Annotated in this window: 11 protein-coding genes and 1 tRNA gene; 11 read left to right on the forward strand and 1 reads right to left on the reverse strand. The window is 50.2% G+C overall.

Features of this window, described 5'->3' with window-relative positions; genetic code table 11:
• Positions 1 to 147 precede the first annotated feature (147 nt).
• The 7 genes from MgSA37_RS18785 to MgSA37_RS18810 all read left to right on the forward strand — a co-directional run bounded on the left by MgSA37_RS18785 (position 148) and on the right by MgSA37_RS18810 (position 6,330).
• Entirely contained in the window at positions 148 to 777 is a 630-nt protein-coding gene (locus tag MgSA37_RS18785; RefSeq protein ID WP_096354078.1) for an RNA polymerase sigma factor, read from the forward strand.
• On the forward strand, positions 774 to 1,376 hold the full coding sequence (locus tag MgSA37_RS18790; RefSeq protein ID WP_096354080.1) for a hypothetical protein: 603 nt from the start codon (positions 774 to 776) through the stop codon (positions 1,374 to 1,376). The genes MgSA37_RS18785 and MgSA37_RS18790 overlap by 4 nt, the downstream gene beginning before the upstream one ends.
• Positions 1,376 to 2,413: a PD-(D/E)XK nuclease family protein gene (locus MgSA37_RS18795; protein WP_096354081.1), complete on the forward strand. Its 1,038-nt coding sequence runs from the start codon at positions 1,376 to 1,378 to the stop codon at positions 2,411 to 2,413. The genes MgSA37_RS18790 and MgSA37_RS18795 overlap by 1 nt, the downstream gene beginning before the upstream one ends.
• Positions 2,352 to 2,597, forward strand: a complete 246-nt coding sequence (locus tag MgSA37_RS28340; protein WP_157750641.1) for a hypothetical protein — start codon at positions 2,352 to 2,354, stop codon at positions 2,595 to 2,597. Before MgSA37_RS18795 ends, MgSA37_RS28340 begins: the two co-directional genes overlap by 62 nt.
• A gap of 80 nt (positions 2,598 to 2,677) precedes the next feature.
• Entirely contained in the window at positions 2,678 to 4,738 is a 2,061-nt protein-coding gene (locus MgSA37_RS18800; RefSeq protein ID WP_096354083.1) for an argonaute/piwi family protein, read from the forward strand.
• Positions 4,739 to 4,741: 3 nt separating this feature from the next.
• Positions 4,742 to 5,185 (forward strand): hypothetical protein, encoded by a 444-nt coding sequence (locus MgSA37_RS18805; protein WP_096354084.1) that lies wholly within the window; start codon positions 4,742 to 4,744, stop codon positions 5,183 to 5,185.
• Positions 5,182 to 6,330, forward strand: coding sequence for a hypothetical protein (locus MgSA37_RS18810; RefSeq protein WP_096354086.1), 1,149 nt, complete (start codon positions 5,182 to 5,184; stop codon positions 6,328 to 6,330). The genes MgSA37_RS18805 and MgSA37_RS18810 overlap by 4 nt, the downstream gene beginning before the upstream one ends.
• Here the strand turns inward: MgSA37_RS18810 and MgSA37_RS18815 are convergent.
• Complete coding sequence (locus MgSA37_RS18815; RefSeq protein WP_096354087.1) at positions 6,322 to 8,403, reverse strand: HRDC domain-containing protein; 2,082 nt, start codon at positions 8,401 to 8,403, stop codon at positions 6,322 to 6,324. The genes MgSA37_RS18810 and MgSA37_RS18815 overlap by 9 nt on opposite strands.
• 872 nt (positions 8,404 to 9,275) lie before the next feature.
• On the opposite strand from MgSA37_RS18815, the gene MgSA37_RS18820 reads away from it, so the two are divergent.
• From MgSA37_RS18820 to MgSA37_RS18840, 4 genes are all read left to right on the forward strand, one after another.
• Positions 9,276 to 9,348 (forward strand) — tRNA-Met (locus MgSA37_RS18820).
• A gap of 856 nt (positions 9,349 to 10,204) precedes the next feature.
• Positions 10,205 to 10,558: a hypothetical protein gene (locus MgSA37_RS18830; protein ID WP_096354090.1), complete on the forward strand. Its 354-nt coding sequence runs from the start codon at positions 10,205 to 10,207 to the stop codon at positions 10,556 to 10,558.
• Positions 10,559 to 10,573: 15 nt separating this feature from the next.
• Positions 10,574 to 11,149: a Crp/Fnr family transcriptional regulator gene (locus MgSA37_RS18835; RefSeq protein ID WP_096354092.1), complete on the forward strand. Its 576-nt coding sequence runs from the start codon at positions 10,574 to 10,576 to the stop codon at positions 11,147 to 11,149.
• A gap of 60 nt (positions 11,150 to 11,209) precedes the next feature.
• On the forward strand, positions 11,210 to 12,052 hold the full coding sequence (locus MgSA37_RS18840) for a helix-turn-helix domain-containing protein (protein ID WP_096354093.1): 843 nt from the start codon (positions 11,210 to 11,212) through the stop codon (positions 12,050 to 12,052).
• Positions 12,053 to 12,106: the final 54 nt, after the last annotated feature.

Below are 12,106 nucleotides of genomic sequence, written 5' to 3' on the forward strand. Positions count from 1 at the left end.
TAAAATTAGCAAATATCAGCTACTTACTAACATCCTATGATTTCAGGTTACCGAAGGTATTTTTAATCAGCGGAATAAATTAATTTTAATATTTATTTGTGCCGGCTGCCATTTTTGGTAACCTCAATGCATATAGATAAGTAACGCATGGAAGCAAAGTATCTTCAAGTCATCGCCAAGTACCAGGAAGACCTCAAAGGAGGCCTTTCGCTCCTGTATGAATTATACGGGCACTCCTTGTACCAGTATTCCTTAAAGAACTGGGCGCTGGATGAGGAGGAATGTTATGAGGTGCTTTATAAGACCCTGGAAACGGTCGGCAAAGTGATCCTCCGGAACGAGTTCGATTCCGAAAGGCATTTCCAGAACTGGCTTTTTAAGATCCACCGGAACAATACGCTGATGGCTGTCCGGGCGAAAATGGCCAAAGAGCAGATCGAATTCAAGCTGGTCGACTGGCAGGACGAATACGCTGCTACCGAAGAGGATAGTGAAGGGATCGGATTTGAGCGCCATCCCGTATTGAACATAAGCAGTACGGAGGTTTACGAAGAGGAAGCATCGCAAAACCCCTTGTTCACCGCGCTCGAAAAAGCCCTGCAGGAGATCAGTGAGACGGACCGGGATATTTTATTGCTGCGGATGAACAACTACAGTTATGATGACATCGCCACCATGCTGGGGATCGAGAACAATCAACTGAAAGTACGTTTCCTGCGGGCTAAAGCGAAAGTAGAAAAGAAAACATTGGGCATTATAAAAGAAAACATGTCATGAAAAAAGATAAGCATTTATTGCCGTTCGAGCATATCCTGACCGCTTACGCCAGCCGGACGGACCAGGCCTCGGCTGTTTCTCCGGAAGCAGAAGCTGCCTTTGTATTTCAGCAGGCGGTGGATGTACAGCTGCCCGACGAAAAGGCTACCCGGATGCTGGACGCCCTGACAGCAGAGCTCAGCAAAGCCTCATTGGGTAGCATGGTGACCCAAAGTGTTGCTGTTAAACAACTGACCAGCCCGGAACTGCAGGAAAAAACCGGTTTGACCCCATCGCTGATCGAAGCGATCCAGGCAGACCGGGTGTTTACCAACAGCGTGCCTGTCAAGTCGCTGGTCAAACTCCTTAAGCTGCTGGGCTTGGGCATCGACAGCGCGATGGAGGCGATCCAGGTCACCTTTGACCGCCTGCAGACGGAAGCCCGGAATATGGTCATGCCTTCCGGCAGCTTCCAGCCGTCTTACCGGAAAGGGATGATCCGCGGCGAACTGGGTAAAGACCTTTCGGGCATCAAATCTGACGAGAGCTTTTTATACCAGAACGAAGAGGCCCTGAAGAATTATACAGATCGTTTAACAGAACTTTATCATACTTTGTAATGGCGAACAGGGATTGGAATATCAGTAAATTGCAGGTGCTGCGGCAGTGCCACCGCAAGTTCTACTTCGCGTACGAGCTGGCATCACGCAGTTTTGCCGATCCCTTCCGGCGCAAAGCGCATGAGCTGTCCAAAATGAAGAACTTGAAGATGTGGCAGGGAACCATCGTCGATTGGATGATCACCAACGAGATCCTGCTCTATTACCAGGAACGCGAGGTCCCTGATTATGCCGCGGTCGCCAAAAAAGGGGTCGATATGGCTAAAAAGCAATTCGAGTTCTCTGCCAACAGGTTCTATCACGACCCGGAGATCTCCAAGACGGAATCCGGTACCGATTACGCGATCCTCGATGTCCATGAGTCCAATGCGCCGTACACGGAAGCGGAACTGCAGGGCGTCTACCAGACCATCGAAGAAATCCTGCTGGCCTTTCCGAATTTTCAAAGCCCGGTGCCGGGGAAAAATATGGAGCAGTATTTGCTTTCCGCCCGCTTTCTGCGGCCCGATGCCAAGACGCTGAAATACGAATATGAGGGTATCAAGATCCAGCCACAGATCGATTTGATCAGCTATATGGGGAAATCCATGCATGTTATCGACTGGAAAGTCGTGGAAAAAGCGGACGCCGACTACTCGCGCCAGCTGCTGCTGGGCGGTATCGTAGCGCTCCATTTTTCAAGGGAGCGTTATAAAAAAGAGCAGTGGAAGCCGCTGCCCGCCCTGGAGGATGTGCGCCTTTTCGAATTCAACCTGCTCAACGGCAAATTCAAAGAGCATGTGATCAACAAGGACTCAGCCGCCAACGCGCTGGACGGGGTGTTCCTACTCAGCGACGAACAGGAGGAACTTTCCCAATCCAGGCCCTGGGACGAGCTGGACATCGAAGATTATGAACGTACGGACAAAGCGGCAACCTGCGCGATATGCAATTTCAGGTTCCTGTGTAAACAAATTATCCTAAATGATTTAAATTATGACGAAGGACAATACACTCAATTGGTTCAGCATCAGCAATTGCAGCCAGTTACGGTTTAGCTACCGGCTAATGGCGGTCTCTGTAGAGGGCGGAAAGACCGAGGGTAAGGATTACAACACCTCGTTCAATAACGCGATCAAACACATGGCCTCTGTGACCCGTGGCGTGGTATCGGAAGCCTGGTACGACCATAAAAATATATCGCTGTCCGTTCGGACGCGGAGCTTTGCGCGATCACCCTGATCGGTACGCCGCTGGATGTTTACCTGGAACCAGTAGAGCAGGTCTTTCAGTTCGATCCCGAAGACCGTTCCTATGAGAATATGGCCCTGGCCGTGCGGTTCCTGGAGAATGCCATCGAATTTCAGCTGAAACGCAAAAAAGGTTTATGGAGCGGCGGGAATAATTCCTTCCTCAAAAAGAACCCGACCAGCAATTCGGAAGATATTCAAACGGATATCTACCAGGGCTTCAAATACCGCGTGCACCAGCAGAATGGGGAGTTCTTCGTCTGCGTTGACCTGGCCTACCGCTACGCCGATAAAAATACACTGACGGAGATCCTGAAAACCCTGCCTAAAGAGCAGTGGGCCAGTTATGTGCTCGGCCAATCTTTCCTTTACCTGAATGGCGACGAATGGTATGCCGTCAAAGGCAGCGCCATCGGCGGCAAGATCGGCGAGCAGCCTTTTATCAAGGACGATTTCGACGGTACGATCTACGATTATATTACGACCAAGGGTTTGTATGCCAATGCTGCGGAACCGCCGAAGCTGAGCAAGGATTCCCTGACCTTTTATCATACATATACCAAGGACGGCGATAAGAAAATGGAGGGCGCCGCGGACCTGGCCAAGCCGATCACGCTGGCCGAGGACGGCCTGCACCGCCTTTCGATCAATCAGCCGCACCGCCGCTTCGCCAGTGCCGAGTTCTTCGTTCAAAAGTATTTTCAGAACTTTAGCTTCGCCGGGATCAAATTAGCGATCACCACCGTGCCGTTCATCCAGCCATGCCGGATCATCGATTTCCCGGCCCTGAAATATGCGAACGGACATATTCTCGATCCCTATCAGTCGGCCTCCGGTGTTCGCGGTGCTGAACTGTACCTTTTTCCGAAAAGGCGCCGCAAGTTCACCTATAATTATGGCCTGCTGAACGACGACGAATACATGAGCCAGTACATCTTCGTACCTGATACGATGCCTTTCGCCATGCAAAAGAGCATCAAATATTACTTTAACCGGGCAATGATGCAACTGGATAAAACTTTCCGCGGCTTTGAGCTGATGACCTATTCGATGAAGCAGCGGCCCTTTGCCGAAAAGGTCTGCCGCGAATTCGAGGCCATGGTCAATACCAAGCAATTGAACGGCAGTTACGGATTGTTCGTCCTTCCGCAACTGGAAGGTAATAACTGGTTCAGCCAGAACTTGCATAAGCTGGTCAAGAAAGAGCTGTTCGATACGATCAACCTGAAGTGTATCAGCGAAAAAAGCCTGAAGCGTTATATGCGCTCGGCGATGGATACCCGCGGCGCCAAGATCTACGAAGTTCCGGACCATAAGATGCAGGATTTTAAATCATACCAGGTCAACACGCTTTTCAAATACCTGGTGGTGAACCGGAAGTGGCCGTATGCACTGGCGAAGGACCTGAACTACGACCTCTACATCGGTATCGACGCGCATGAGTTTTATGCAGGCTTCTGCTTTCTGTTCAAAAATGGAGAAAAGATCGTCTTCGATATTGAAAAGACCGCCAAAAAAGCCGGCAACACCTTCCGGACCGAAAAGGTCAATTCCGGCCTGATCCGGGATAAGATCGTAGAAGTGCTCACCCGCCACCTAGATGCAGGTGAGGATTTTCCGAAAAGTATCGTCGTACTGCGTGACGGGATCTCCTGGGGAGAAGAGCAAAAAGCCCTCAACGCCGCTATCGATAAATTGCGGGAGGACAGCAAGATCGATCAATCAGAGATCAAACTCGCTGTACTCGATGTCGCCAAGTCTTCGGCTATTCCTATCCGCGCCGCCGTGCCCGATCAGAACAATATGCTGGACAACGCGGATGCCGGTACGGTCGTGCCGATCCGTGAGGGAAAAGAATGTTATATCTTCAACACAGGTTTCCCTTATAAGATACCCGGCTCATCCAACCCGATCCGGGTCAGCCTGGCCTGGGGCGACATCGATTTCGATAAGGCCGTTGATGATGTTTTCGCGATGACGCAGCTCAATTTCACGGCGCCCGACCGGGCCAGCTCCTTGCCGTTGCCGCTGAAACTGATCGACCTGATCATCCGCGATGTGGCCCATGAGTACACCTATGCGAACGTCCAGGCCAAAGAATATAAACTGCTGCAGGATACAATGGAGGAATAAGCCATGAGTGATTTCACTTTATTATATAAAAAATACAGTTCGGTCTCCAACCTGACGAACGAGCTCAACGGCTCGGTGATCGTGCTGAAAAGGCGGAATATGGCCGCCAATAAAAAGATCCTGGAAACGCATCCCCGGCTCCAGGTTGCTGATGAGGAAGTCGCCAAAGCTAACCGGGAACTACTGAATATCCTCGCCACGCTGGAGGCTTTTTACGATAAGCAGGACTCATCCAATTCGCTATACCAGCTGTCGGAGAACCAGTTGTTCCGGAAATATATTCTGGAGAACGTGGAGTACCGCGAGCAGGTTAAGCAGGCTGCGGCCAAGCTGCGCAACCACCAGCACCTGTCGAATAAGGACCTGGGGGATATCGACCGCTTCATTTCGATACTAGATAATGAAGCCTCCGTGCTTTATCGCAAACTAAGATCATCGCGGGGATGAAGAACTTCGTCAAAGCCCTATATGCTGATCTGCTGCACCGTATCGACCTGGTGATCGCCGAGATCAACGGGATGGACCATCATGAGGATTACCGGACCCGCTTTATCGAAAGTACGCTGTTGAAGATCCGGGAGATCCGTAAACCCATCCAGCAGGCCCTAGAGATCGGCGGGCTGGAGTATGATAACCTTTCAGGGAATTACCTGTTCCAGTATAACCGGCTGAACCGGGAGTTCAACGCTTACCATACCTACCGCTTTCTGGCGATCAAGAACTACGGCGACCCGGAGATTTTTTTTTACCGGCTGATCAAGAAGATCTATAAGGAGCACCGCATTACTTCGGTGCCACCCATCGTTTCGACGATCAGCAACCATGACTATTATTACTGGGCCGTACCCATGCTGGAGATCATCGCGATCCCCTCAGGCGAGGAAAACAGTTTGCTGAACTTACCGGATATGTACCACGAGATCGGCCATTTGCTGTACTCGATGTACGAAGGCCGCAGCTGTGAACTTTCCGCCCCGGAGATCGAAAAGCACCTCAAACGGGAGATCGCGACCTTGCATGATAAAAAGCAGTACGCCCATTTTGGAGCGGAAGTGGAGCGCGCGAAATACCTTTGGCAGGTATCCTGGCTGGAGGAATTCTCGTGTGACCTGGCCGGTACCTATATGACCGGTGCGGCATACGCCTGGACGAACCTTAAACTGATCTCCGCCGATCACGGATCCTCCAAGATCTTTGAATATAACGATACCCACCCGGCCAATGAGGCCAGGATGCGGATCATCCTGCTGATGCTTGAAAAACTGGGCCTCGCCGAAGAAAAAAAACAGATCGAAGAAACCTGGCAGCGCTTTCTGAGCGAAGCTGAAATTTTCCGGCCATCAGCCTATAAACTGATCTACCCGGATAAGTTGTTCAACCTGATCATTAACGAGTTCATCGGGTTTTATGATAATGCCGACCTGGCACCTTGCACGGAACTCAAAGGAGCGCAAAATAAGTCTGTTTCGGAATTACTGTCGGCCGCCTGGCAAACTGCCCAGAACGACCCGCTGAATTTCTATCAGCATGAGACCGACGTGATCAACGGGTTGAAAGCACAGTTCGGCTTGAGCACCGGCGGATCAAAATAACGTATCGCCTTCCCCCAGGAATTCCCTGACCATCCGGAGCACCGCATCGCCATATTCCTGCGCGCGCTGTTCTCCGAAATTCTTAATGGCGGATAACTGGCTGAAGGTCTTGGGCAGCTTCTTCGCAATCTCCCGCAGGGTTTTCTCCGAGATCAGTGAATATTCAGGCGTGCCTTTTTGCTGCGCCGTTTCCGCGCGCCAGTCCAACAGCGCTTTATATAAGGCCGGGTTATCCACTTCAGCGTCCTTAGCCGTGGTCTTCGGCCGCCAGTTCTTAAAGACGGGTTTATAAGCGGCGAGCGCATTCTGCGCATATAGTAAGATCTCCGCACCGGTCGGGAAGTAGACGGCGCCGTGCAGCATCGCTAGCTTTTGCCGGATGCCGGACTGCAGATAATTATAGCGATTATAAAATTCGGACTCTAGCTCGCTGCCAGGCAATTGCAGCAGGATCTGCTCCAGCCGCGTTTGCAGGCCAGTCAGCTTCGGCTGGAAAAATGCGGCCGCCGCATTGATGCGTTCCTGGAGTACGGTCCGCGGCAGGTCCTCCCACAGTTCTTTTTGTATAAAACGCTCACCAACAATCTTAAGCTCGCTGGCGAAAATGTTGGTGATTCCGGCGGTATCAAACGCACTGATGGATCCTGGACTTTCGGCGTGCTTTTCGAGTTCTTCTTTAAAGCCCGCCCAGGCATCGGCCAGCACCTTGAAATTGAAGGCGTCGCTGATCACATTGAATTCTGATATTTTTTTGGCCTCGGCTAAGGTGGCCAGGTCCGGGGGGCCCTGGGTCGCAGCCGTCATGAAGGCCACGATGGTTGGGTCGGTCTTTACATTTTCGGGCCTGATCGGGGACTGCAATATGATCCCGTCCAAAGTTCGGCAGCGGCTGAGCGCGACATAGGTCTGGCCTGCTGCAAAAGCCGAGGCCACGTCAATGACTGCTTTATCGAAGGTAAGGCCCTGGCTTTTATGAATAGTAATCGCCCAGGCCAGCCGCAAGGGATACTGGGTAAATGAACCGGCGCTGGTCTCATCGATCTTCTTTTCTGAAGCCGACAAAGCAAATTTCACATTCTGCCAGGTTTCTTTGAGCACTTCGAACGTGCTGTGGTCGTCGAGAAAGGTCACCTGAATGCTTGTCTCCTGCAGCGCGGTGACCCGCGCCGTTCGCCCGTTAAAATATTGCTTTTTCCCCGAAAGGTCGTTCTTAACGAACATGACCTGCGCGCCCACCTTCAGGCTGAGCTCGGCTTCGGCCGGATAGGCGTCCGCGGAAAAATCGCCGGTGACATCCGCTTTATAGACGAAACCTGCACTATCCAGTCCTTCCAGGCGCTGCGTATTGATCCGGTCGACCGATTGCACGTGGGTCGATAGGATAACGTAGTCCTGGAGGGTTCCGATCTCCTTTTCCGTGCGGTACTGCGTGTTCAGCGGTTCCAACAGTTCAGCGCTCACCTGGCCATGCCGGATCTCGTTAAGAATAGAAATAAAGGCCTGGTCGGTTTGACGGTAGACCTCGTTAAGCTCTAAAGTAAAAAAAGCGTGCTTTTGAAGTACCAGGCTGTTAAAAAAGTAAGGGCCTTTGTAATAACGGCCTAGGATCGGCCAGTCGCGCTCCCATACCGGCGGCAACTGGAAAAGATCGCCGATCATCAACACCTGGACCCCGCCGAAGGGCTGCGCCGAGCCTTTTACCTGGCGAAGCAGTGTATCGATATGGTCGAGCGTATCTGCCCGGACCATACTGATCTCATCAATGATCAGTAGTTCGAGCTTGATGAGTACCAGCATTTTCTCCCTGCTCATCCGCAGCGCAAGCGGCTCGCCGCTGTTCGGCGGCAGCGGGCCGATAGGCATCTGGAAAAAAGAATGAATGGTCGTACCGCCGGCGTTAATCGCCGCCACCGCCGTTGGCGCGACAACGGCCAGGTTTTTAGTGATCGCCGTTTTGACCCGGTGAAGCAGCGTCGTTTTTCCTGTACCGGCCTTGCCCGTCAGGAATAACGGCACGTTACATTCTTCTAAAAATTTAATGACCAGATCCTGGACATTGATGCCTGTTTCCACGCATCTAAATTAAGGATATTATCAGGTTCTGCTCGGCAGGATGCTCTTTTGTTTGGGAATATTTTTGTTCTTCTATAGTATCGAAATGGAAACAGCAACTTAAAAATAATAAAATCTGATTTTGCAACCCAACAAACGATCAATGAAAATTATCATAAAATTTGTTTTAAGTATCGAATTTCCAGCTTTTCCTGGCTGAAAAAAAATAAATTTTCAGTGACATGTACATGGATTTAGACCAGGCAACTCGACGACCAAACCAACAACGAATTAAGAAAGAATTGCCAGCCGAGTCTATATTTTAAGGGCCTTTATAGCTTTTGTTTATAAAATAATTCGCATATTTAACGTTCTCATACAGCCTCAAATTGATCTAAAGAATTCGGTATACTTTGCGGTATACGTTTTAAATTTGACGCCATAACATATTGATAATAATAGCTTTATCTCATTTGGTTCGAATCCCAGCGGGGTCACCTTAATTAATCTTTGCTTGAACTCGTCAAATTAAGAAAACGTCTTTCTTTCGTGGCTGAAAAAATCATCTCCGCGAGCCCCGACAAGAAAAGTCGAACCGAAAAAGGGAATAAAGTTTTATCTTTGTTTTGGATAAAGATGGAAATTGGAATGTATTCTTCTTTAAAACAGCTCTTTACATCGTAAGACTTAATTTATTTAGGCTGAAATATTTGCCAAACGTTTCAAATCTTCGAAAAAGTGGTTCGAGATTTGTCCTGTTGGGGCTACCTGAAGCCTCTGATTAAAATCAGAGGCTTTTTTTATCCTCCGGGGAATCCGGAGGATGGTGACGGGATAATCCACTAATAAAGTCCCTTTTCGCGGTAATGAAGCGGATCGTAAAAATAAAATAGTGCGGGATGGAGCAGTTGGTAGCTCGTCGGGCTCATAACCCGAAGGTCATAGGTTCGAGTCCTGTTCCCGCTACCTTTTTCTAAGTCAAAAGTCTTTAGTCGTAAGTCTGAAGACTTTTTTCGTTTTGGAGATTCGGCTGCTCGCCGGGCTCATACCCGCCAAAAGGCGGGCATAGGTTCGAGTCCTGTTCCCGCTACCTTTTTCTAAGTCAAAAGTCTTTAGTCGTAAGTCTGAAGACTTTTTTCGTTTTGGAGATTCGGCTGCTCGCCGGGCTCATACCCGCCAAAAGGCGGGCATAGGTTCGAGTCCTGTTCCCGCTACCTTTTTCTAAGTCAAAAGTCTTTAGTCGTAAGTCTGAAGACTTTTTTCGTTTTGGAGATTTGGCTGCTCGCCGGGCTCATACCCGCCAAAAGGCGGGCATAGGTTCGAGTCCTGCTCCCGCTACCTTTTTCTAAGTCAAAAGTCTTTAGTCGTAAGTCTGAAGACTTTTTTCGTTCTGGAGATTTGGCTGCTCGCCGGGCTCATACCCGCCAAAAGGCGGGCATAGGTTCGAGTCCTGCTCCCGCTACCTTTTTCTAAGTCAAAAGTCTTTAGTCGTATTGCAAGATCGGGGGCTTCGGCGCGATGGCGCTGAAATCGGAATTCGTTAAAAAAAACCTGACGCCTTTATACTAAATTTGCGCATGCTGACGGTGAAGGATTATGAGGCGCTGAGAGAGGCGAAAAAAGCGCATGCAGCAACTGACGCCTTACCTTGCACATATCCGTTTTAATACCCATTCCTAAAATTGACCGGGCGGAAACCTTGCCGCCATCCATTTTACTTTTTTTAAAATCTTCAACCAGTTGAACTTTTTTGTGACCGGGCCGGGCGACCTTTGGGTTATGGAAAATATAAAAAGTATACAAGAAATCATACTCACCTAACATGAGAGTAGTAACGATCCCGGAAAACGTGCAAGGCACGGGCCCGGTACTGATGCTGAATATGCTTAAATTCGCGGACCGTCGCCTGTATATAGAGGAATACCTCCCGGCATTTAACCGGGTGATGGAACTGTTGGGGCTGGAAGCCAAAATGGAACTACTGAGCGACGTATTAGCCAGCGTGGTGGCTGATGAAGGCGAGGACTGGGACGCCATCCTCATCGTGGAATATGCCAGCGTCGAAGCATTTTTAACCGTGGCGCAAAGCGATGCTTACCGCGAGATAGCCGAACCGCTGCGCCTGGCTGCGCTCGCCGACCTGAAATTGTACATGACGCGCCGGGTTGCGTTGTAATACGTATCTTAGCACATGCACCAGCTGATCCTGAACAATTTTGCCCTGCATATAGCGCTTGCTCCTGCCGAACAGGAGCAGGCGCTTGCCTTCTTCCAGCTTAAGGAAGTAAAGAAGCGCAAGTGGCTGCTAAACGCGGGAGAAACCGAACGCTACGTTTATTTCGTCAAGCGCGGCTGCCTGCGCATGTTTTATACCGATAAGAGCGGGGAAGACCACATCATCGGTTTTTACCCCGAAAACTGGTGGGTTTGCGATATTGTGAGCTTTTTTAATGCAAAACCCTCCGCAAATGCCATCCAGGCGCTGGAAGACGGCGAGGTATATTACGTCTCGCTTCCCCGTCTAGAAGAATTGTTACAAACCATCCCTAAGTTCGAGCGCTTTTTCCGCATCCTTACCCAAAATGGCTTCGAACTTTTCCAGCGGCGCATCACCTCACAACTGTACAAAACCGCCGAAGAACGCTACCTCGAATTCCGTATGCGCCACCCCGGGCTGGAGCAGCGCATCGCCCAAAAACATATCGCCGGTTATTTAGGCATTACGCCGGCATTCTTAAGCATGATGCGAAAGGAAAAAGGTGTTTGACCGATCCCGGACTGAAATTCGCTTTTCATCAATAAGGTTTGATTTGCTTAACTTTGCCGGATGACAGAAGAAATTCCGGGCGTTAATATGGCCGAACTGCGGCTGCAAGGTTTTAAGGTGCATGAACTACCCGCGCTCGTGGACGTACCGGCCGTGCACGGCCGCCGGGATTTTTATAAAATGGGCCTGGTAACCGGTGAAATGACCATGGTTTATGGCGACCGGGTGGTAGAACTAAAGGATACCGTGTTGTTTTTTGTCAATCCCAGGGTACCGCGCTCGGTGCTGCGCCGCTCTACGTCGACCACGGGCTACGCGTGCATTTTTACCGAAGCCTTTATGCCGGCGATTGTCAAAAAGTCGCCCTTGTTTAACGCCGGGCAGAACCCACTCATCCGGTTGAACAGCGAACAGGCGGCTTTCATGAGGGGCATTTTCGGGAAGATGCTAGCCGCGCGTGATGGGGATTATGCGTATAAGAGCGACCTGATCAAAAGCTGTATCGAAATTATTATCCATGAAGCTTTGTCAATACAGCCACCTGTGCAGCAGCCAGTCAACGGCGCGGCCCGGATGGCACACTTATTTATGGACCTGCTGGAAAGACAATTTCCGATTGAGCACACCGCGGAGCCGCTGAAATTGCGGACGGCCCAGGATTTTGCCGCTAAGCTGGCGGTGCATATCAATTACCTGAACAGGGCAGTAAAAACGGTTACCGGCAAGCCGACCTCGGTACATATTGCGGAACGCATCGCCGCGGAGGCTAAGGCACTCCTGCAGCATACCGACTGGGGTGTGGCGGACATCGCTTATGCGCTCGGTTTTGGTTACCCGACTTACTTTAATAACTTTTTCAAGCGGGTGACGGGCGTTACGCCTAAATCCTTGCGCAAGGTTTGATAATCATACTTATTGGTTTGATTATTGTTTAAACAGTGCCGGTTTTAACCCGAA

The organism is Mucilaginibacter gotjawali (assembly GCF_002355435.1).
GTDB lineage: Bacteria > Bacteroidota > Bacteroidia > Sphingobacteriales > Sphingobacteriaceae > Mucilaginibacter > Mucilaginibacter gotjawali.